Annotated in this window: 17 protein-coding genes; 6 read left to right on the top strand and 11 right to left on the bottom strand. The window is 59.7% G+C overall.

The window, feature by feature from the left end; translation table 11 throughout:
• Positions 1–2: 2 nt before the first annotated feature.
• Positions 3–1,322, bottom strand: a complete 1,320-nt coding sequence (locus tag DDIC_RS01525; RefSeq protein WP_136398817.1) for an aminotransferase class I/II-fold pyridoxal phosphate-dependent enzyme — start codon at positions 1,320–1,322, stop codon at positions 3–5.
• A 325-nt stretch (positions 1,323–1,647) separates the two neighbouring features.
• Here DDIC_RS01525 and DDIC_RS01530 point away from each other — a divergent pair, with 325 nt between their 5' ends.
• The 6 genes from DDIC_RS01530 to DDIC_RS01555 all read left to right on the top strand — a co-directional run bounded on the left by DDIC_RS01530 (position 1,648) and on the right by DDIC_RS01555 (position 10,673).
• Complete coding sequence (locus DDIC_RS01530; RefSeq protein WP_136398818.1) at positions 1,648–5,136, top strand: acyltransferase domain-containing protein; 3,489 nt, start codon at positions 1,648–1,650, stop codon at positions 5,134–5,136.
• A 51-nt stretch (positions 5,137–5,187) separates the two neighbouring features.
• Positions 5,188–6,648 carry a TolC family protein gene (locus DDIC_RS01535; protein WP_136398819.1) on the top strand — a complete coding sequence of 487 codons (1,461 nt, stop codon included), beginning with the start codon at positions 5,188–5,190 and terminating at the stop codon, positions 6,646–6,648.
• Positions 6,648–7,610 (top strand): HlyD family secretion protein, encoded by a 963-nt coding sequence (locus DDIC_RS01540; RefSeq protein ID WP_136398820.1) that lies wholly within the window; start codon positions 6,648–6,650, stop codon positions 7,608–7,610. The genes DDIC_RS01535 and DDIC_RS01540 overlap by 1 nt, the downstream gene beginning before the upstream one ends.
• Positions 7,611–7,619: 9 nt before the next feature.
• Positions 7,620–9,029 (top strand): oligosaccharide flippase family protein, encoded by a 1,410-nt coding sequence (locus DDIC_RS01545; RefSeq protein WP_136398821.1) that lies wholly within the window; start codon positions 7,620–7,622, stop codon positions 9,027–9,029.
• Positions 9,030–9,174: 145 nt separating this feature from the next.
• Positions 9,175–10,164: a 4Fe-4S dicluster domain-containing protein gene (locus tag DDIC_RS01550; protein WP_136398822.1), complete on the top strand. Its 990-nt coding sequence runs from the start codon at positions 9,175–9,177 to the stop codon at positions 10,162–10,164.
• Entirely contained in the window at positions 10,161–10,673 is a 513-nt protein-coding gene (locus tag DDIC_RS01555; protein WP_136398823.1) for a FeS-binding protein, read from the top strand. Before DDIC_RS01550 ends, DDIC_RS01555 begins: the two co-directional genes overlap by 4 nt.
• Before the next feature lie 87 nt (positions 10,674–10,760).
• On the opposite strand, the gene rlmN is transcribed toward DDIC_RS01555, so the two are convergent.
• The 10 genes from rlmN to sat all read right to left on the bottom strand — a co-directional run bounded on the left by rlmN (position 10,761) and on the right by sat (position 22,027).
• Positions 10,761–11,813 carry a 23S rRNA (adenine(2503)-C(2))-methyltransferase RlmN gene (gene rlmN, locus DDIC_RS01560; RefSeq protein ID WP_136398824.1) on the bottom strand — a complete coding sequence of 351 codons (1,053 nt, stop codon included), beginning with the start codon at positions 11,811–11,813 and terminating at the stop codon, positions 10,761–10,763.
• 178 nt (positions 11,814–11,991) lie between these two features.
• The gene (locus DDIC_RS01565; RefSeq protein ID WP_136398825.1) at positions 11,992–13,323 is read right to left on the bottom strand and encodes an HD domain-containing protein; all 1,332 of its coding nucleotides are present in this window, start codon (positions 13,321–13,323) and stop codon (positions 11,992–11,994) included.
• A 211-nt stretch (positions 13,324–13,534) separates the two neighbouring features.
• Positions 13,535–14,704 carry a sulfate reduction electron transfer complex DsrMKJOP subunit DsrP gene (gene dsrP / locus DDIC_RS01570; RefSeq protein WP_136398826.1) on the bottom strand — a complete coding sequence of 390 codons (1,170 nt, stop codon included), beginning with the start codon at positions 14,702–14,704 and terminating at the stop codon, positions 13,535–13,537.
• 12 nt (positions 14,705–14,716) lie between these two features.
• Positions 14,717–15,508 carry a sulfate reduction electron transfer complex DsrMKJOP subunit DsrO gene (dsrO, locus tag DDIC_RS01575; protein ID WP_136398827.1) on the bottom strand — a complete coding sequence of 264 codons (792 nt, stop codon included), beginning with the start codon at positions 15,506–15,508 and terminating at the stop codon, positions 14,717–14,719.
• Complete coding sequence (gene dsrJ, locus DDIC_RS01580) at positions 15,508–15,888, bottom strand: sulfate reduction electron transfer complex DsrMKJOP subunit DsrJ (protein WP_136398828.1); 381 nt, start codon at positions 15,886–15,888, stop codon at positions 15,508–15,510. The genes dsrO and dsrJ overlap by 1 nt, the downstream gene beginning before the upstream one ends.
• Positions 15,889–17,532, bottom strand: coding sequence for a sulfate reduction electron transfer complex DsrMKJOP subunit DsrK (gene dsrK / locus DDIC_RS01585; RefSeq protein WP_136398829.1), 1,644 nt, complete (start codon positions 17,530–17,532; stop codon positions 15,889–15,891).
• A 12-nt stretch (positions 17,533–17,544) separates the two neighbouring features.
• The gene (gene dsrM, locus DDIC_RS01590) at positions 17,545–18,564 is read right to left on the bottom strand and encodes a sulfate reduction electron transfer complex DsrMKJOP subunit DsrM (RefSeq protein ID WP_136398830.1); all 1,020 of its coding nucleotides are present in this window, start codon (positions 18,562–18,564) and stop codon (positions 17,545–17,547) included.
• A 118-nt stretch (positions 18,565–18,682) separates the two neighbouring features.
• Positions 18,683–19,216, bottom strand: coding sequence for an RsbRD N-terminal domain-containing protein (locus tag DDIC_RS01595; protein WP_136398831.1), 534 nt, complete (start codon positions 19,214–19,216; stop codon positions 18,683–18,685).
• Between the two features lie 129 nt (positions 19,217–19,345).
• Positions 19,346–20,323, bottom strand: coding sequence for a hypothetical protein (locus tag DDIC_RS01600; RefSeq protein WP_136398832.1), 978 nt, complete (start codon positions 20,321–20,323; stop codon positions 19,346–19,348).
• Positions 20,324–20,755: 432 nt separating this feature from the next.
• Positions 20,756–22,027, bottom strand: coding sequence for a sulfate adenylyltransferase (gene sat, locus DDIC_RS01605; RefSeq protein WP_136398833.1), 1,272 nt, complete (start codon positions 22,025–22,027; stop codon positions 20,756–20,758).
• Positions 22,028–22,258 lie beyond the last annotated feature (231 nt).

Genomic DNA, 22,258 nt, shown 5'->3' on the forward strand with positions numbered 1-22,258 from the left:
ATTTACGCGTCTTCGCCCTCGTTGGCGTGCTGGCGCTTGTAGTCGTCCACGATGGCCCAGGCCTTGGGAATTTCTTCTTTCACCGCGTCCAGCGCCTTGCGGATGTGGTCTTCGTTGTGCGCGGCAGAAAGGAAGAAACGCAGGCGGTCCGTGCCTTCCTTGACTGCGGGAAAGGTGATGGGCATCACGTAAATACCGCGCTTGAACAGGGCGTTGGACAAAAAGCCCGCAACCATGGGGTCGCCCACCATGACGGGCACCACGGCATAACCCTGGGCCGCGCCGGTATCAAGACCGATGCTGGCGGCGTATTCAATAAAGAACTGCGAAATCTTTTGCAGCTTATGCACCCGTTCGGGCTCGCGCAGCATTATTTCAAGGGCCTTGTGGCAGGCCACTGCGATGATGGGGGGCATGCCTACGCTGAAAACAAAGCCCGGAGAGCCGTACTTGAGAAACTCGATCAGTTCATGACGTCCGGCGATAAAGCCGCCGCAGCCGCACATGGACTTGGAGAGCGTGCTCATCCACATGTCCACGTCTGTGGGGTCGATGTTGAAGTATTCGTGCGCGCCACGGCCAGTAGCGCCCAGCACGCCCAGCGAGTGGGCTTCGTCCACCAGCAGCATGCAGTCGTAGCGTTTTTTCAGCTCGATGATGCGCGGCAGATCCGGGATGTTGCCGTCCATGCTGAACAGCCCTTCGGTAACGATGACGGCGCGTTTGTGCTCAGCGCGCTTGGCCTTGAGGAGTTCTTCAAGTGCGTCGCAGTCGTTGTGGGCGTACGAGTAGCGCGAAGCGCTCGAAAGGCGCGCGCCCTGCACCAGCGAATTGTGGGCCAGACCGTCGTGAAAAATGGCGTCGCGGTGGCCAAACAAAAAGCCAAGGGTGGATACGTTTGTCGCGTGACCGCTGACATAAACGATGCAGTCTTCCACGCCGTACAGGTCGGCAAGGGCGCGCTCAAGCTCCCTGTGCGGGGGGCGTTCGCCGCCGACCAGACGGCTGGCGCCGGCCGATGTGCCGTAAATGCCGGCCGCCTCGGTGACCGCAGCGGTGATTTCGGGGTGACCGTTGATGTCGAGATAATCGTAGGTGGAAAAGTTGAGATATTCCTTGCCGGAGATGAGCGTGGTGGCCTTGGCCGCACGTTCATGGCAAAGAAACAGAGGATTTTCCATCCCCATCTTGGCTCCCATTTCCACAAGCCGATCAAAGGCGAGCTTGGAACGCGTGCGGTTGAATCCGGAAGCGCTGCTTTCGGCGGCGGCGGGAGTTTGCACCGCCTCTTGACCAGCCTGACAGGAATGGTTGTTCTTCATGCCTCATCCTCGTAAATTTGTCCAAAATAGCCATGCCGGTGGGCCAAGTGGGGGCTGCAATCGGCAGGCGCAACATTGTAAGAAATCAATATAGCCAAAGCAAGAAACTATGGCAAGCAACGATTGCAGCGGCAACAACAGCCAGTTTGCGGGCAGACAGGGTCTCCTTTGTCCTTGTGGCGGCCAGCGTGAACGGCATTGCCGGCTGGACAAGCTGGTAGATATCTACTAACATGATCCGTTACCCATTTGGCTGCAACGCCCCTTTTGCCCTGCCTCGATCCTGTCGGGTTGCAGGGCCTTGGCCCTTTACAGGCATGAAGATATGCGTCAGGACTCCGAAAATCCAGCCCAAGACACCCCACAGGGCGAAATAGCTCTTGATGGCGTGCGTTATGCCAATCTGCACCAGGCAGGCCAGCAGTGGCGCGTTGGTGCGGTCAACCCCGCATGGCGGCAGGAGCTGCTTGCCCTGCCCGCTAATCCTGACGGCAACGACCTTGCCCGGCTGGAAGATCGCGGCCTGTGGATAGCGCCCGTGCGCGCCGGGGGCACGCCGCCGCTGGCGGTTTTGTGCTGCGGCCTTGGGTCTGTATGGCCTGGCATGGGGCGTGAGCTGTACGACAACTTTCCCGCTGCCCGCGCGGCCATGGACCGCCTTGCCTCGGTGGCCGACTGGGACGTGCTGGGCCTCATGGACGAAACGGACGTGGAAAAGGTCAGCCTTACCCGCTGGCAGTCGCCCTACGTCTTCATGCTTGAATACGCCCAGTGGAGCGTGTTGTCTTCGCTGGGGCTCAGCCCTTCGCTGTTTTGCGGCCACAGTCTGGGCGAAATCATCGGCCTCTGTATCTCCGGTATTCTCGCGCCGGAGGAGGCCTGGTATATCATGGACACGCGCGCCGTGCACATGGCCGAAATGGAGGCAAGGGCCACCCGCGAGACGGGCATGATGGCCGTGCATGCCGATGCCGAAGCCATCAGCGAAACATGCGCCGCCTTTCCTGCGCTCTATGTCTCCAACTACAATACGCCGCACCAGTTTATTTTGAGCGGCCCGCGCGAAGTGCTGCAGGAGGCCCGCAAAAGCCTGCGCACACGTCGTATCCCCGCCATTGTGCTTAACGTGAGTCTGGCTTTTCACCATCCCAGCATGCGCGTCCTGCGCGATATTTCGCTACGCCGTCTGAGCGCGCTCGAAACGCACGCGCCCGCAACGCCAATGCTGAGCTGCATTGACGCGCAGTTTTATCCGGGCGACGCCGCATCCACCTGCATGCATATTGCCGATCTGGACGAAAATTCCGTGCGTTGGACGGAATGTGTGCAGACCATGTGGAACCGCGAGGGCATCAGGTATTTTTTCGAGCTTGGGCCGCAGGATACCCTGTGCAGCCTGGTGACCGACAACGAGCCGCAGGCCGTCTGTTTTGCGGCGGGACGCAAAGGGCGCGAGGTCGAAGGCATGCGTCAGGCCTGCGCCCGTCTGTACTCGCTGGGCTATCTGCCGCACGCAGCGGTGAAGAGCCGCGCCGACGCGGCGGCCGACGGCGGCGAATCGCGTCTGCTGGCGTGCATGCCCGCCCCTCATTGCGGGTTGCGCCCCGTTGCGCCGACCAACCTGGCCCAGGCTGACGGCGCGGGAGCACCCGCAGAACCGGCTCTTTCTGCCGCGGCTGAAAGCGTTCCTGCCGAAACCGGGGGCGACACGGCGGCAGCCGCGACTGTCGCGACGGCCTCCTACGCCGAAAGCCTTTCGGTTGTGCTGGAAATTCTGGCTCAGGCCTGCGCCAGACCTGTTGCGGACCTGCGCCCCGAGATGGATTTGCGCTATGATCTGGCGCTGCGTTCCAGCCGCTTTCCCCTGATTGTTCAGGATGTGGAAAAAACGCTGGGCATCAGCGTTAATTTTGAAGATCTGCTGCAGGTCTCGACGGTGGGCGACCTTGCACGGGTGCTCTCCGGCGGGAGTTTTCGCGCGGGGCCCCGCGTGGAAACTGCCGACAAGCCCGACGCGACGGCCAAAAACTGCGCGGAGCCCCTGCGCAGGTACGCGCCCCTTGCGGAGCTGCCCCCTGCGAATGCCGCAGCAGAGGTATGCCTTGAACCTTTGCCGCTTGACCCGTGCGCCAGGGGCGTAAGCCTCAAAAACGGCGATGTGCTGGCGCTCCTCGTGTTTGATAAAAATATTCTGCCCCGTCTGCTGAGCGGGATAGCGCCGCTTGGCTGCGTGCTGGGCGTGCCGCGCGACCTGATTGAGCAGTGCGCTCCCCTGGGCACTGCTGGGGCAAGCCTTGCGCCGCTTGATATTAGCCTGGAGGATTGCGCCGACGCGTCGCTGGCGGTCAGTCAGGTGCGGGCGGCCATTGCCGGTTTGGCGCAAGACTATGGCCGGGTTGACGGGGTGCTTTTTGTGCCGCCTGTACCCGCTGGCATAATGGTTGCCGCACCCGAGAATGCAGGCTGCGCCCCAGCGGCGGACGGCATGGGCGACCTGCTGCAAGCTGCGCTTGAGGCTGCCCAGCCCCATGGGCTGCGGTTTGTCGGCACCTGCTCTGTGCTTGCGCCGCATGCGGAAAACTGCATTTTTGACGCCCCGCTTGACAAAATACTGGCTGCCGCCAGCGCCAGGGGCCTTGCTGTGCGCGGCATACGCATGCTGCATGGCCCGGAACGCGCCAGTCTTGATGAATGGGGCGACATGCTGGCACGCGAGCTTTTATGCGGCACAGCCTCCCATGTGCTCTGGGTGCGCCCCGGCTCCCTGACGGGTCCGGTCGCCTGTAATGAGCCTACAGGGGCAGCGCTTGTGCGCGTATGCCCGGAGCAGTTTCCTCTGGTTTTTCCCGATCCTGTGCCGCCGTACAGGCCCATGGCCACCCTGTTTCAGGGGGGCTGCCATTTTTCGCGCTTTGCCGACAGGGCACTGTCCGTCCACGGCGGGCAGCAGGGCAACAGCCTGGGAGATACGGTACCTACCTTGCCGGTGTGCCGCAGCCTGAAGGCCCTGCTGGAGGGCGCGCGGCAGTGTCTGCCCTGGCTGAAGGTTTCCGGTTTTTGCGACCTGCGCTTTTTTGACGCGCCAAGGCTTGCCCCCGGCGTCACGCGTGAATGCCTGGTTACCACCGAGGCCGAGCCCTGGCTGATGCAGGAAAAAGTTATGACGCGCATGTGCCGCAGCACCCTGGCGGTGCGCGGGTTGACGCCCAACGGGCGGCATACGGCCCTGTACGCGCCGGTAAGCGAAGGCATGGTGTGGCTTGCGGCCCACGCCAGCGATGTGCGCCCCCTGTGGAACGAGGTGCCCCCGGCCGCGGCTGCGAACCATGACGGCGCGGATGTGTCCGGCTATTACCGCAGCATCGGCCTTGGGGCGGACTGGCATCTTGTGGAAAACTTTGCCGTTTTGCCCGAAAATTTATATGCAGCGGCTCTGCGTCTGCCGCAGGCACGCATTGCCCCCGGTCTTGATTCTGAGTATAGTGACGTCATGCTTGTGGTAGAGGGCGTGATGCAGGCCGCACGGCTGGCCATAACCGCTGAATACTCCAAGGATTTTGACGATTCTGCCGCCATGGCTGAGGCCGTTGGCGCATGGCGTCTGCATGCTGTGGGTTTTATCCGTATGGGTGAGGCCCCGGCAAACGGCCCCTTGCATGTGCTCATGCAGCGCTCCTGGTCTGCCAAGCGTCTGCGCCGGTTTGACGCGCAGGTTGTTGACAGTAAGGGTACTGTTTTTTTGACTATTCACCATCTTGAATTTGACCGATGCGTCCAGGCGGGGCTCGCGCCAGCCCAGGTACCGTCGGTATAAACACACAATCTGCTCAGCGTTGCGCCAACGCAAAAACGCAAAGGGTGCCAGATGCTCACTGCGCAAGCAAACCTTACCACACGTTTTTTTCTGCTGCTGATGCTTACGGCGGCCTTGCTGGCCGGGGCCTGCTCCAAAAAGGCCGGGCTCAAGTCGCCTGAACTTCCCGCCAAACACTGGCTTGAAGAAGCTCCCGGCGTGCCGGTGGAAAACAAGAGCAAGCTCGAATCCGCGGTGCCGAACCTGTACGACCCCAAGAAGGTATTTTCCTTTGAGGACTGCGTGTTCCTGACCATCCAGCAGTCGCCGGCCCTGGTCAACAGCGCTGTGGACATCGAGATCAAGCGTCTTGCCCAGACCGATGCCGTATGGAAGTATCTGCCCGAGCCGCATATGCAGTTTACCGTGTCCAACAACCTGACGCGGTACAACATGGACAACAAGGACACCCCCAGCGATTACGGACAGACGCGTTTTCGCGTGGGCTTCTTTGCGGCCTTCCCCAACCCCATGGCGACCTATTTTGAGCATCAGGTGCAGACGGCCATGGTCAATTTGGCCATTTCCACGCACCGCAAGGCCGTTGGCAAGGCTATCAGCAAGATCGGCGAAGCCTACCTGCAGCTGCAGGCCCAGCAAAAAATTGTCGAAGCGCAAAAAGAACTGCTGCCGCTCGGCAAGGAGCTTGTGGATTACTGGCAGAAGGTGGAATCGGTCGATGGCCGCCAGGGCGTGTCTCTCAACCTGGCTATCCAGCACCAGCGCGAACTTGAGCTGCGGCTTGAACAGACCAGGATGAAAGAGATCATGCAGCGCACCAAGCTCAAGATCCTTGCGGGTGTTGAGCCCCAGCAGCGCCTTGAGGTGGACACCAAGAGCGCCGACACGGTTCTGGCCGGTTTTGACGGCCACAGGCTTACCTGGGAGGAGCGCTGGCCCGCTACCGAAGACGAGCTGCTGCTGCGCGGTCAGGTAAAACTGGGCGACTACAATATTATGGTCGCCTGGGCGCAGTACGTGCCCACCATGAGCATCGCCCTCAACAACAACCCGCCGTCTGGTCAGTATCAGCCGACCAGCGGCACTGAAGACACGTTCCTTCATCTGACGTTTGACTTCCCGCTCATCGACTGGGGGCGCAGGTATCGCGGCGTGCAGACCGCCCGCATGAACAAGGCCCAGGCCTTCCATGAGCTGGCCCGCAAGCGCACCGATTATTCCAACCAGTGGCTGCAGAGCGAGCAACGCGTGGCACTGGCCGAAACCGAACTCAAGCTTGCCAAAACCCGGCTGGATACGGCCAGCATGCAGTTCAAGGAAGCGCAGATTTCCTTCCACGAAGGTATCGTGCAGCTGCCCGACATGGCCAACAAACAGGAAGACATGGTGCAGGCGCGCATTGCCTATATCAATGCCGATCTTGATTACAAGCTGGCGCAGCTTGAGTGGATGTCGCTTTCCAACTCGCTGGCGCAGCGGTTCCTTGGGCTTCCGGCCAAGGAGGTTCTGTAATGCCTTTTATGCAAAAAATACTTCCGGCAGGGCTGCGGTGCGGCCTGGCCTTCGCCGTTATCGCCTCTGCGGCTCTGGGCGCCTCCTTTGCAGTGGGCAGCCCGGTGCTGGCGGCTGAAAGTTCCATAGGTGCTGGTGCCACCATTTTGACAGGCAAGGTCGTTACCACGGTAACCCGCGCCGTGCCCGTGCCCTTTAACGCCGTTGTGGACGAAGTGCTGGTCAAACCAGGTGAAGCCATAGACAAGGGCGCGCCCTTGATGCGCTATCACCTGCAGGAAGAAGCCGAGCGGGTGCTGCAGCGCGAGGTGACCACCGGCGCGGCAACGGAAGACCTGAAGGGGCAGGTGCTTGATCTGGAGCGCCGCCTTGCGGAGACCTCTGCCCAGCGCAATAAGGCCCGGCAGCTGGCCGCGTCCGGTCTGGGCTCCGCCCAGGCATCGACCAGGCTTGAAGACGACGTACACTCGCTGCAGCGTCGCATCGACCTTTTGCGGGTGACCATCCAGAAGTCGGAAAAAAACTTCACCGCGCGGCTCGAGGAGCTGAGCGGGTACTTTGGCACCTCCATCAAGGAAGGCGAACGCCTGCCCTCCTCGTTGACGCTGACCTCGCCCATCGACGGGTATGTGCTTTCGCTGGACGCCACGCTCAATCCTGGTTCGCTGCTTGCCGCCGGGACCACGCCTGTCCGTGTGGGTCGGCTTGACCCCGTGCTGATTCAGGTTCCCGTGTACGAGGCGGAAATCAGCGGTATCAAGGCTGGCGACTCTGTCGAAGTGGAAATACCTTCACTCAACGGCAGGAAATTCAGTGGTACGGTAAATGAAATTTCTTGGGTTTCCAACGACATGAGCGTTTCAAACCCCTCGTACTACACTGTTGAGCTCACTGTTCCCAATCCCAATCTTGAACTCAAGCCGGGGTTCAAGGCCGTGGTGCGTTTCAAGGGGAGCAGGTAAGCCCGCTTCATGAAGCTGAAAAGCATCCCCCGCAGACTGGGGTACATTCTGGGTGCGCAGTGGACGCGCGACCTGGCATGGACCGCTTTTACCATCCTTTTGGCCCGTCGCAGCCCGGATATCCTGGGACAGGTGGTCTTGGCGCTCACGTTTGGCTATCTGGTAAAAACCGTTGCCGACGTGGGTCTCAACGATTTTTTGCTCTCCACCTTTGCCCGTCGCGAGGGACGGCCAGTGGCCCTGCTGGGTGAGGTTACCTGGCTCAAGATGATTGTTCTCCTGCTGGCGCTGGGCGTGACCTGGCTCGTGACCGGCTGGCAAAACTACGCGCCGGAGTTGCGGGTGGTTGTCATGTGCATTGCGGCCGGGTTGGGGCTGGACGGGGTAAGTGATTCGTTTTTTGCCTTGTGTCAGGCACGTGGCCGGCAGGATGTGGAGATGCGCATTCGCGTGCCCTCGGCCCTGCTGGGCATTGGCTACGGCATAGCCTGCGTTCTGGCGGGAGCGCCGCCCATTGCCATCGCGCTTTACAAGCCAGTGGAGTCGTTGTTTTGCATCGTCTTTGCCCTGGTGGCCCTCAAGCGAAATCCCCTGGCAGGCGTGGGCGTGGAGGGGATGAAAGATCTGGCCCGGCACATGAAGCACGGCCTGGTCTTTACCTGCATGGCCGGTTGCGCCATGTTCTACAACAAAATTAACGTCATATTTCTCAAGCAGTACGGCGGTAATGCCGACGTGGGCGGCTACGGCGTCGCCTGGGAAACTGTGGAAGGCCTGTCGGTTCTTGTCTCGAGCGCACTGCTGGGCAAGGTTATTTTTCCCCTGCTGGCCAAGCTCTGGCAGCAGGACAAGGGCGCATTCCGCCAGCTGGCGGGGCAGACCGCGCGTTCGCTGTGGGCGGCCTCGCTACCCATCATTTTTCTTATATGTGTAGAAAGCGACCGCTTTCTGCCCTTGGTGTACGGTCCCAACTACCAAAGCGCCGTGACGGCGCAGCGGCTGCTGACCCCCTGCCTGGCTACGGCCTTTCTGCACAATCTGGCTGCCTACGCCATGATCGGCATGCGTCGTCACAAACTGTTGCTGGGATTTTATCTCACGGGCCTCATCTGCAATCTCATCTGCTGTTTTACGCTTATTCCGGCCATGCCGCTTGAGGGCGCGGCCCTGTCCCTGACCATCACCAAGGTCTGGGTTGCCCTGCTCACCGTGGGATATTTTCAGTGGGCAGCACGGCCGATGAATTTCGGTCAGTGGGGGCTCATGCTTGCAACCTGCGCCGTCAGCGTGGGGCTGTGGTGGGGCATTGGGCATGCTGCACCCCGCGAGGTGGCGGAGCTGGCCGGTATTGTTCCGCTGCTGGCGCTGTTTTGGCGCTGGCGGCCACCGCCGCCGTTTGAAAATGCCGCAACCGCCTGACGGTAATTCCACGCCATTGTCGATGAGGCTGCGTCCTTTTGGGCGTAGGCGGCGGGCATCCGCTGCATTTGCCCGAGGCGGCTTGACGGTGTGGTGTCGCAGGCCTATAGGGATACGGTAAAGGCCGGGTAGGCAAAGGTATTCCATGGGCAACAAACATCTGTTACAGCGCAGAACGTTTTTGAAGGTCGTTGCAGGCACTGCCGGGCTGGCTCTGGCGGGGGCAACCCCCGCTGCGGTGGGCAAGGCTGACGTATGGGGCGATGGCGACGACCGCGCCACCATCATTGATGTTGATCTCTGCAACGGCTGCGGGGCGTGCGTTGAGGCATGCCGCGCGCGCAATCTCGCGGGTGTTCCGCAGCCTGTACATCCCTACCCTCGCCCGTATCCCGCCTGGGTGCGCAGCAGCGACTGGTCTGACCGCACAGACGAAGTCTCGCGGCTGACGCCCTACAACTGGCTATTTATCCAGTCGTGCACAATAACGGTCAAGGGCGTGGAGCGGCGCGTATTCTTGCCCCGGCGCTGCCTGCATTGCCTTAACCCGCAGTGCGTCACCCTGTGCTCTACCGGTTCGCTGCGGCAGAGCCACGAGGGCGCGGTGTACATCAACAGCTCCACCTGCCTGGGAGATGGCCCCTGCGACCGCGCCTGCCCCTGGGGCATTCCCCAACGACAGTCGGGCGTGGGGCCGTATCTGAATTTTGCCCCCAACTATGTGGGCAACGGGCAAACCTTCAAGTGCGACTATTGTCGTAGTCTGCTGGCCTCGGGCGAAAACCCCGCCTGCGTGGCGGCGTGCCCGCAGGGAGCCATGCGCACTGGCCCCCGCAACGACATGGTCAAGCTGGCCAAGGATCTTGCGGAACAGCGGGGCGGCGATATTTTTGGGCTTAAGGAAAACGGCGGCACCAACACCATCTATGTATCATCGGTGCTGTTCCGCGACATAGAGGCCAACATGCTCCGACAGGGGCAAGTGGGGGTGGGCATGCCGAGCCTGCGCCCGGCTGGCGCAAGTATGGACAAGGAAAACAGCCTGTTGCGCGCTGTGCTGCTGGCGCCTGCCGCAGGAGCGGCGCTGGCCGGACTGCGCATGTGGCGGGAAAAACAGATGAGGCGCAAACCGTGAAAAAACAGCGAGCGCTTTTTTCGTCATTTTTCAGTATGCTGTGGCTTGCCAGCATGCTCAGCGCCGTGTGGAGCGGTCTGTCGCACCTGCCCCAGCTGGCGCGCTACGGGCTGGTGCAGAGCCTCAGCTCGTCGCCCTCTGTGGCGCACTATTATTCGTCGGCTGCGCTGCTGTTCTTGGGCACCTACGCGCTGACCATCTGGTGGCTGCAGGGGCGTAACGCCTTTTGCCTTACCCGTTGCGGAAGGGTGCGTGTTGTTTTGCTGGTAGGGCTGGCCGTCACTGGCCTGGCGCTCATTGTGCACAACATGCCGGATTATTCCATTTACGACGGCTTGTACCGGACCGTTAAGATGCTGCATCTCGCCTGCGCGCTGGCCTTGTTGCCGCTGTTGATCTATCGGCTGTGCCGACGCTGGACAGGCGGCTATGGCTGGCTGCGGCCACGTGACGCTGCTGACCGCTGCGCGCCGCATCACGCAGGAACGCGCGGTCAGGCCGCCAGATAGGCGCAGTTTTGCAAAATGGGTACGCCAAACCTGTCTGGCCTGCGTACCCTCGCATTTTGCCGGGCCTGTACTCTGTCAGCCTTCCTGCTACTGTCGTGCGGCCTTGAGCTGCCCGCAGGCGGCCTTGATATCCTGCCCTTTGCTTTTGCGCAGGATGGCCGTGATTTTTCGCTTCCAGAGGTACTGCTCGAAGGCCAGCACGTTTTCTTCGGTCGGGGCAGCGTAGGGCGCGCCTTCCGCCGGGTTGTAAACAATAAGGTTCAGCTTGCCGCGCACGTCGTTGACCAGCCGCGCCAGTTCCTTGGCCTGCTCCAGACCGTCGTTGACCCCGCCCAGCAGCAGATATTCAAAGGTAATGTGCTCCCGCGTCTTGAGGGGATATGATTTGAGCGCTGCAAACATCTCGTCCAGGGGCCAGCGCGCCGCCTTGGGCATGATCTGCGAACGCAGCTCCTGCGTCGGCGCGTGCAGCGAAACCGCCAGATAGGCCAGGCCGCTCTCGCCCAGCTCGCGCAGACCCTTTTCTATGCCGCAGGTGGAGACAGTGATGCGCCGGGGTGAGAAATTCAGCCCTTTGGCGTTGTTCAGGCTTTCGAGAGAGCGCATGAGTTCGCGCATGTTCAGCAGCGGTTCGCCCATGCCCATAAAAACAAGATTGCGCAGCATGGGCCATTCGGGCCTGTCGTCGCCCAGGTACTCGCGCGCCACCAGTATCTGGCCGAGAATTTCGGCCATGGTCATGTTGCGTTCAAAGCCCATCTGCCCTGTGGAGCAAAACGTGCAGCTCATGGCGCAGCCCACCTGGGACGACAGGCACTGCGTCCAGCGGCGCACGCCCTCGCGGGAGTCCGAGGGGATGAGGACGCTCTCAACCAGCGCGCCGTCTTCAAGCCGCAGCAAAAACTTTGTTGTGTCGTCCTGGCTTTTTTCAACCGTCACCACTTCGGGCCAGGTGATAACAGCTTTTGCCGTGAGCTTTTCGCGGCAGTCTTTTGAAATGTTGGTCATGGAATCGAAATCGCGAACCATGCGTTGCCACAACCACTGCCATATCTGCATGGCGCGGAATTTGCGTTCGCCCAGTTCGTCCTGGAGCCAGGATTCCAGCTCGGGAAGCGTCAGGTTGAGGAGATTGGTCATATGTGCTGCCGGGTTGGTTAAGTTGTCGAGGGCTGGCTGTCGCGGTCTGGCTGTTGCACTACGATGTTTGTCGCAAGTGGGCAAGAAAATTCCGTACAGGCGGCATCGCGCTGCCAGGGTTGAAAAAGGGCGTTCCTTGCGGGAACGCCCTTGCAGTTTCAGGCAGGCAGACCCCGTTTTAGCCCACGGATTTTCGGGCATAATTGCGCACAAAGGTCACCGCTGATTCCACATCGGTAACTTCGCCCGCAATCTGCGCCTGCAGCAGGGCATCTCGAATGACGCCCACCAGCGGGCCGGGGGACAGCTTGGTCTCGCTCATGATCTCGTTGCCGTTCAACAGCGGCTCAAGCATCTGCTCGGGCGTTTCCGCACGGTCAAGGTACTTCATATTGTGGTTGAACGAGGTCAGAATGCCGTCGCGCGCCTTGAGGTCGGCGCGGGCCATGGCGATAAGGCGGGGGTAGTCGTCCAGGGCCTTGAAGCGGCGGATGCCCCTGTCGGTCATCATAAAGTGGAAGCGCATGTGGTGGCGCACCAGATGGCAGAGCAGGTCTATGTCCTCCTGCGCAAAGTGCAGGCGGCGCAGGATCTTGCGGGTTACCTTGGCGCCAACGCGGTGGTGCTGGTAGTAGGTCCAGATGCCGTCGAAGTATTCACCTGTGTAGAGCTTGCCCACATCGTGAAACAGCATGGCCATGGTGCCAAGCCAGTCGTAGTGGAAGTCTTCTTCGGGGTAGTGCTTCATGCACTCGAGCGTGTGTTCAAACACGTTTTCCGTGTCGCCCTCCTTGTTGCGCATCTGGGTGAGGCACGAGAGGGAGGCCACCTCGGGGATAAGACCCTGAAGAATGTGCGAATCAAAAAGCAGCCGCACAAAGCGGTACATGGATTCGGCTGCAACCTTGCGCCATTCGTCCATGATGTCCGTCGCGGGCACGTAATCAAGCACGCGGCTGGAGGCCCGCACGATGGCAAGCCAGGTGTTCGGCTCGATGGGCAGGTCAAAGTTGGCCGCAAAGCGCAAGGCGCGCACCGCCAGCAGGTAGTTGTGGCGCAGGGTTTCGTCCGGCAGACCCGTAAGCTGTATAGCGCCGGTCATGACGTCTTCAAAACCGTCATAGGCGTCGTTGGACGACTCTGGGCTGCCAAAACCGGTAATGCGCAGCTTGAGCTGTTCTTCGTGCTCCATCCTGTCCATCATGGTCGGCGTAATGCGCAGGAGCGAAAGCTCGGGATGGCCGGCTGCGGCGACTTCCAGGGGATAAAAACAAAAAATAAAGCCGTTTTCTTCCAGTGTGGCCAGCGCCCGCACGCCCTGCAGAGGCACGGCCTTGGGAAACAGCTTGATAAGAGTATCCAGATCCGGCTCGCAGGCGATGTCCACGGTGGGCTGCTTGGCGTTTTCCAGCAGGTGCTCCTGCAAGGGGGCGTTGATAACATGCGCGTCATAGCCATTGCGCAACAGGGTCTTGCTTATGGTTATGGCGTCTTTGAGCGCTTGATGCATCCATGGCTCCTTGCGAAAAATATAACGGGGAATGGCTGATACTATGCCCGCGAGCATGGCTTCGAGTCAAGCTTGAGTGTGAAGAAAAGCCGTTGCGGTCGGGCTGGCCATGCGCGCGGCGTGCCGTGCAAACAGACCGGTGGCGCGCACAAACAAGAAAAACGCCCCCGCGTCGGTGACGCAGGGGCGTTTGATGGTATCCGTCTGACGTTTAGTCGGAGAAGTTGTTCACTTCTTTTTTGACGCCAAGGGCTATGCGCCAGAGCAGAGAGACAACCAGAGCGCCAACGGCGTATACGCCGAGGGCCACGGTAATTTCCTTGCCGGTGGGCATATAGGGGGTGATGGTTTCATACATGTTGGGGGTAAAGCCGCCAACAAGCAGGCCAAGCCCCTTGTCGATCCACGAGGCCGCCACAAGCATGACCAGGGCGACGGGCATGAGCACGGGATGCGTGCGGAGCTGCGGCGGAATGAGAATGGCCAGACAGGCAAAGGCCATGATGACCGCAGCCCACATCCAGTAGCTCACCCACAGCAGATGACCTTCGTGGCCGAAGAACAGCACGTGGATGGGTTCCATGTGGCCGGGGATGTTGCTGTAGAACGCCGTGAACAGCTCCAGCAGGAAGAAGAAGACGTTCACGCACATGGCGTAGACAATGATGGTCGCCAAGGTTTTTACGGCTTCCTTGCCCACGTCAAAGCCGGTGAGGCGGCGCAGCAGCAGCATGAGCAGCATCAGGATGGCGGGACCGGAGCAGAAAGCCGAAGCCAGGAAGCGGCCGGCCATGATGGCGGTCAGCCAGTAATGGCGGCCGGGAATGCCCGCGTACAGGAAGGCGGTAACCGTGTGGATGGAAAAGGCCCACAAAATCGAAAGATAGATGAGGGGCTTGATCCACTTGGGGGGATGCACTTCGTGCCGCTCTGCCTCAAGGGTTACCCAGCCGATGACGATATTCAGGCCAAGGTAGCCGATGAGCACCATCATGTCGTAAAACATGACGGAATTGGGCGTGGGGTGAATCATGACGTTGAGCATGCGCTGGGGCTGCCCAAGGTCGACCACGATGAACAGGGCGCACATGACCACGGCCGCGACGGCCATGAATTCACCAAAGATGATCATGCGCTTGAATTTTTTGTAGTGGTGGAAGTACGTGGGCAGCACCAGCATAACGGCCGAGGCGGCAACGCCGACGAAGTAGGTAAACTGCGAAATGTACAGCCCCCACGAAACATCGCGGTTCATGCCGGTAACAGAAAGACCGTTCTGCAGCTGATCCAGGTACACAATGCCGCAGCCTGCGATCAGGCAGAGCAGAAAGAGCAGCCACAAGTAGTAGGTCTTGGGACCTTCGAGCAATTTTTCAACCATGGCCTGTCCTCCCTATATGAGGTAGTAAACGCCGGGCTGCGTGCCCAGGTTGGGCTTGCGGCGAATACTGTAGTTGGCGGACAAAGCCTGCCGCACCGTTGAATTGGGATCTTCCAGGTCGCCGAAGAGAATCTTGCCGCCAGAGGCTTCAACGCAGGCGGGCAGCTGGCCTACGGCCAGGCGCTCGGCGCAGAAGGTGCATTTTTCGACAACACCGATCATGCGCGTGGGAAACGCCGGATTGGGCACCGGGTTGGCTAGGAACTTGCGCGGATCCTTGAAGTTGAACGAACGCGCGCCAAAGGGACAGCCCGCCATGCAAAAGCGGCAGCCAATGCAGCGGTGGTAGTCCATGGCGACAATGCCGTCTTCCATCTTGTAGGTGGCCTGCGTGGGGCACACGCGCACGCAGGGCGGGTTGGTGCAGTGGTTGCACAGCAGCGGGTAGCTGGCTTCAGCCCGGCGCTTGTCGAGGAAGGCGTTCATTTCATCAGGGAAGGTGTGCTCGAACGAGTCGAGCCAAAACCACTTGATGTTCTGGTCGCCGGGAATGTGCGGCACGTTATGAACCTTGTGGCAGGCTTCGATCAGGGGTTCGTAGTCTTTGGGACCGCTGAACTGACGTGTATCGATAACCATGGCCCAGCGCTTGGCGTGCAGGGCGTTGACGCCTTTTTCATAGCGACCGGGGGCAACCTGGGCCTGAGCAACGCCGGACAGGGCGCCAAGGCCGGCCAATCCGCTGCTCAGGGCACAGGCAGAAAGCCCCGCCACTTTCAGAAAGCTTCTTCTGCTCTTGTTCATTACTTGCTCCCCTGGGGAATAATGTGGCAGGTCCAGCAATAGGGATCGACGCTGTTGGCCACATGGCACTTTTCACAGAAACCTTTGTAGTCGTTATGGCACTTCAAGCAGGTGTTCTGCAGGCTGATGGTCCACTTTTTGCCGTTGGAAGCCACATAGGTGCGGTTTTCATTGCGCAGGGCCTCGTCGCGCCACTCGTTGAGCAGCTGCATGTGCTTGTCGCGCATGAAAGTCACACTCTCCACACACTCCTTTTCATCCTTGGGCAAAACAATGCCGGTGCTGGAATAGTGCTTGCCCAGCATGCTTGCCCAGAACGGGGAGGTGAACAGGATCACAAAGATGATGATCCCAAGAATTACAGCTTTGGCGTTATACATCTATTGGCCCTCCCCCTGCGCCTCGGGCGCGTCATCATCCTCTGCCACGTTGGGCAGGTCTTCCTGGCGCAGGTCCATAGTGCGCTTGCTTTCGCCCTTCATGACAAGGGCATTGCCCACCAGTTCATGCAGGCCGCTCACGGTGACGCCGGGCGCCCAGTAGTTGGCGAGCGGGGGCAGGGTGGCGCGGTCGATGGCGCACACGCAGGCCATGTGGTTGACGCCGTATTTTTCCTGCACATAACGCAGGGCATTGCCGCGCGGCATGCCGGACCGCATGCGCAGTTCCATGATTTCTTCGGTGTTCAGGCCCGAACCAGCACCGCAGCAGAAGGTCTGCTCGCGGATGGTGTTTTCGGGCATTTCAACAAAGTTGTTGCACACGGCGTTGAGCACGTAGCGGGGTTCGTCAAGCAGGCCCATGCCGCGTGCGGGGTTGCACGAGTCGTGGAACGTGGTGATGATATGGTCGTTACGGCTGGGGTCGAGGTTCAGCTTGTTGTGGTTGATCAGGTCAGCGGTGAATTCGGCTATGTGCACCATCTTGGTGGAGGCCGCATTCTGGAACACCGTGCCCGTGTAGGGCGAAACAGGCGTCGTCATGTGCGAGGGCGACGGGCCGTTGTACGTGTCCATGTACTGGTTGATCACGCGCCACATGTGGCCGCATTCGCCGCCCAGAATCCACTTGGAGCCCAGGCGCTCGGCTTCGGCGTACATTTTGGCGTTGAGCTTCTTTGCCATGTTGAAGGTGGTAAAGGAGCCAAAGTTGCCGCCTTCGGACGCGTAGGTCGAAAACGTGTAGTCGAGATCCAGCTCGTGGAAGAGCATCAGATAGCCCATGAAGGTGTAGATGCCGGGGTCGGCAAATACGTCGCCGGAGGGCGTGATGAACAGGATTTCGTGGCCCTTTTCGTTAAAGGGCGTCTTGGGACGGATGCCGGTGATGGTTTCGCAGTCGTCGGCCAGCATTTCCACAATTTCCACAAAGGAGTGGGGCTTGATGCCAAGGTGGTTGCCGGTAAAGCTGCAGTTTTTGACCGGATCCATGATCCAGTGGATGCCAAGACCAACCTCGTGCAGCAGCTCGCGCACGATGGCGGTGATTTCGGCCGTGTCGATGCCGTAGGGGCAAAAGAGCGAGCAGCGGCGGCATTCGGTGCACTGGTAAGCGTAGTAGAAAAGTTCTTTGACTACCTGCTTGTCCCAGCCGCGTGCGCCCACTTTTTTGCCGAGTATCTTGCCCAGCATGGTGTGGTCGCGGCGGTAGAGCGAGCGGAGCAGCTCGGCGCGCAGCACCGGCATGTTCTTGGGGTCGTTGGTGCCCAGGAAAAAGTGGCACTTGTCGGCGCAGGCGCCGCAACGCACGCAGATGTCCATGAACAGCTTGAGCGAGCGGTGCTTTTCAAGGCGCTCTTCAAAGGCGTCGCACAGAATCTGTTCCCAGTTTTCGGGCAGGTTCCAGTCTTCCGCCGCCGGATCCCACTCGTGGGGATTGGGCATGTGCAGAAGTTCCATGGTCTCTTTTTTGGCCGGGTAGCAGAAGCTGCCTGGTGTAAATTCGGGCTTGGTGTCAAGCCAGTCCTGGGCGGGAAAGGCCGGGCGGCTGGACACAAGCATTTGCGGCGTAGGTAATTTTGCCATCGTGGAAACTCCTTACTCGGCGGCCTTTTCGGGTTGCTTTTCCAGCGGCAGCCCGGCTTCGGCCATGGCGTCGCGGTAGGTGTCCTCGTACTCGGCGTAGGTGAAGTACTGCTTGGGCGGATTCCAGGGGTTGATGTGGCGTACACGGCGGGAATTGTTCGCCATGTTGCGCGTGGGGCTAAAGAACACGCCCGGCATGTGCATGAGCTTGGAGAAGGGGAAGTAAATCAGCAGTACGCAGACCAGAGTAAGGTGCGTGAAGAACAGGGCGTTGATGCCAGCGGTTGACACGGGTGCAAAGTGGGTAAGACCCATGATGAAAATCTTGACCTGGGCGATTTCGGTCTTATCGAAATAACGCAGGCAGATGCCGGTACCCACAATGCTGATGAGCAGCCACAGGGGAAAGTAGTCGTTGGCAAGCGAGAGATAGCGCAGACGCTGGTTGAAAACGCGACGAGCCAGCAAGAACAGCAGGGCGGTCAGCACAAGACCGCCGGTCCAGAAGAACCGGGGCGAGCCAAACTGCATGATGCCGTCAATAGTCTCCAAAAAGCGGATACAGGAGGGCACGGGTTCCATAAAAAAGCGGAAGTGCCGGATAAACACCAGCAGGAAGCAGTAGTGGAACAGCAGGGCAAAGACCCACAGCCACTTGGAGGAATAATAAATGGTGCGCGGCCCGTTGCTGACTGGGTCAAATTCCTGCACATCTGCAACCGTGTTACGGAACAGCGACCGGAAGCAGAAAACTTCCAGGAACATGCGCTGCACAACACCCCAAGTTGTGCTGGGACAGTCGAATTTTGCCTGCTTGATGAAGTCAAGCGACTGCTCCTGCCCGCCAGTAGTGGGGATGCAGAAGGGCACGGGCGATTTGGCCCAGTACACCATGCGCCAGACAACACCGGCGATGAACACGACTACTGCCACATAAGGCAACGCCACGCCGAACAGGCCCGCGAGCCCTACGGCCGCTCCCGCCCAGGCGATGGCTCCTATGAGCAGCACCAGCAGTAATGAATTGAACATTCCCTACCTCACTTCCACTAAAGTTGCCTCAAAAGCCCACCACGGGATATTGAGAGATCTCCGGCCCGCATGCTGCAAAGCCCACGGTCAGGCCTTACGGCCTAATGAACGCTGGATGTCAGCGGTCGTCCCCAGAGGGCACGGCCCCGCTTTCCAGTTGTTGCGCCCAGCGCGCCAGTTGGGCGTGCTGGTTGCGTATTTCCGTAATGCGCGACTCAGCCAGAACTTCCCGGTCTTCCATATACATGTCAAAGGCCAGCAAGGTCAGGCTGTCGATGCGCGATTCGGTCTCTAAATAGGCCGCCAGATCGTTCTGGGCCATGAGTTCCGGCAGGACGTGCTCCCGCATGATGGGCTTCATGAGGCTGAACACGGCAAGGCTCTGACTGGGGGAGAATTTTTGCACCGCCCGCAGTTTGACAAAACGGTCCAGAGCCTTGCGGGTCTGGGCCACTTCGACGTTTTCGCCGGTCATCGCATCGTACAAGCCCCCTGCGGCTTCCTTGGTCATGTTGGCCACAGGGTTGCCGAAGGGGTCTTCCTGGGTGCGTAAAAAACCAGTTGTTTCAAATGGATAGGTGTCAAACACGGCACCTGTCCATAGCCGCACCAGTTCGCTTTTGTGTTTGCGAAAAATGTCGATTGCTTTCATTCCATCCCCATGCCTTTTTACTAAGGCTCTCTCATATAAATAGTAAGCGCAAAGGGCGTCAAGCCCCTTTGCGCTTTTTGCGCGCAAGGTTTGTCATTTTTTGCACAAGGCCGCTATGGGCAGCACGGGCTACGGGCAGGGGGTCGTGCCTGAGCACTGACCCGCAACTTGCGGGTCGAGGGGCAAATCCGTACTGCCTGTTGCGGAGGGGGGAGTTTGCGCGGCGGGCAACATTGCCTGCCCTGCCGGTTGTTTTGCGGATTTTTTCAGCATGGAGGGCAGGCCGTGGTATTCAAAAAACGGCACCGTCTGCGAGCCTGCCATAAATACATGGGCCTTGTTGCGCAGCATGCGCAGGCGCAGCAGCAACATGTCGGGGGCGGTGGCCGCCATGGGGGAGGGCGCGGTCACGTCCTGGGCTTTGGCCAGTGCGTCGGCAAGGCTTGAGCCATTGTCCATCAGCCGCTGCATGCGGGCAACCTTGTAAATGTCGCCCTCGCTCTCAGCCAGCGGGTAAAAAGCCACGTCCACATGGCCGGAAAGCAGGGCGATGCCCTCCTGACAGCTGGGGCACGAAGGCGAAAAAAACATGCGTACGGAGGCTTCGTTGCCATTGTCGGTGATGGCCCACACATCTGCCTGTGTGCGCAGGGCCGTGCCTGAGTTGATGATAAACAGCACCCCCCAGAGTATCACCAGCAGCGAGCGGCCTGGCTTGTCGCCGGGCAGGCTTGAGCGGCTGCGGTGGGCGGCCTGCCGAAAGCCCGTGTAGATCATGGCAAAAAAACAGGCCACGATGAGGCAGCTGACGCAGGGGGCGGTAACGGCCATGAGCAGCAAAAGGCAGATATCGCCAAGCAGGGCCAGACCCGCCAGCACAACACCCACCTGGGCCGCGCCCATCAGGGCCGCCGCAGCCAGAGCGGTAAACGTAACGCCGCCAGCCCACCACAGCGAAATGCCCGCAACAGAGGTATCCTGAAAAAGCGCGCAGCCCGATGTTACGCAGAGGTTAACCTCGTTGCCAAAGGCGCTCCAAATGCAAAAAGCCGCTGCCAGAACAGCAATGCTCAAAATACCGGGAAGTAACTGGTGGTCTCGCTTCATGAATTACCTGGGGATGTAAAAAAATCATTGTTTGGCTCAGGTTCGGCCTAGCATCACACAGACGCCATAAATGCCGGGCCATGGCCGTTATTGCATGTAACTCGTTTCAGGTTATAGGCTGTTTTTGCTTTTTCGTAAAGCTTGGTGCGACAAACCAGCGGCCTTGTCCGCACATTGTCTGCGGCGGCCAGACAGGCTCAGGGCGCTTGCCCCGCCCACGCCTGCGCCGCCGGACCTGAAGTTGGCGGCCAATGCCCGCGGTTGCGCGCTCAATATCTCAGACTACGCCTTAAAGAAGGACTAGCGGCGCAAGGTGCGGCAACGCAGGGCGCGGTGTTTTTAGCGCCCCGCCGCGCATACGCGCGGCAGGCGAGGGTAAAACAAAGGGACGCCCTTGCGGGCGTCCCTTTATGTTGTGTCTATGCGGTCAAGCTACATGGTGGAGCCGGAGGCCGCACGCTGCATCTTGATTTCGACCTTTTCGGTCAGGCTGGAATAGTATTCGCGCAGGATGACGAGCACTTCTTCACGGCCGAAGTGATCCGGCACTTCCGCGCCTTCGGACAGCATCTTGCGCAGCTTGGTGCCGGACAGGATGACGCGGTCTTCCTTGCCGTGGGGGCACGTACGCATGCTGGCCATGCCGTCGCACTTTTTGCAGTAGAAGGTCCAGTCGATGTTCAGGGGGTCGCAGAGCAGGCGCTTGCCCTGTTCGGCGGGCACAGGAATCTTGCGGAAGATTTCCTGGGCTTCAAACATGCCGTAGAAGTCGCCCACGCCAGCGTGGTCGCGGCCAACCAGCAGGTGGTTGATGCCGTAGTTCTGGCGGAAGGTGGCGTGCAGCAGGGCTTCGCGGGGACCGGCATAACGCATGTCCAGGGGATAGCCAGCCTGAATGACGAAGTCTTTCACAAAGTACTTTTCAACCAGGGTGTCGATGCACTTTACGCGCACTTCGGCCGGGATGTCGCCGGGCTTCAGGGAGCCCACGAGGGAGTGGATGACCACGCCGTCGCACACTTCAACGCCGATCTTGGCGAGGTATTCGTGCGAGCGGTGCATGGGGTTACGCAGCTGCAGGGCGGCAACCTTCTGCCAGCCGCGTTCGTCCATCTTGGTGCGCAGCTGGGCGGGGGTCATGTACACGCCGGGGAACTTTTCGGGGTACTCGCCCTGCGAAAGAACTTTCACGGGACCAGCGATGTTGAATTCGTTCTGCGCGAGAACCATCTTCACGCCGGGGTGGTCGTTGGGGGCCACTTCCCAGAACTTTTCAGAGTCGGGGCCGGAACCCTTGAAGACCAGTTCGCATTCCCACTTCTTGTCGGCTTCGGTCATTTCATAGACTTCTTCGACCTTCATGGTAGCCATGATTTCGCCTTTGCGAACCAGGGCCACTTCTTCGCCAGCCTTGATGGTCTTGGCGGCGGCAGCGGGAACATCAAGGGTAACCGGAACGGGCCAGAAGGTGCCGTCGGAAAGGGTCATCTTTTCGCAGACGCTCTTCCAGTCAGCCTTTTTCATGAAGCCGTTCAGAGGCGAGAAACCGCCAATGCCCATCATGATCAGGTCGCCCTTGGCGCGGGAAGAAATCTCGATCTGCTTCAGGCCTGCGGCTTTTTTCTTCTCGTCATCCAAGGCCTTACCTTCCAGAAGGCAACAGACCAGACCCTTACCGCCATGAGGAGCTACCAGTTTGGACATTGCGAAATCCTCCGTTTTTTAGTTATGTGGGCATCCTTCCGTGGCCAGCGTCGCCAGTCGGAAGGGCAGCGTTCAATTCGCATCTTGTGAATAATCTAACAAAAAGTCAACCACCTCTTAAAAATTTTCCTGACTGCTTGCCAAAAAAACCAGAGCTACAGCCAGTATTGCGGAAAATTCACACAAAGCTATACGCTGAATCGCGCAAAAAGAGAAGGGGGGCTGACAAGA

Source organism: Desulfovibrio desulfuricans (assembly GCF_004801255.1).
Lineage (GTDB): Bacteria > Desulfobacterota > Desulfovibrionia > Desulfovibrionales > Desulfovibrionaceae > Desulfovibrio > Desulfovibrio desulfuricans_C.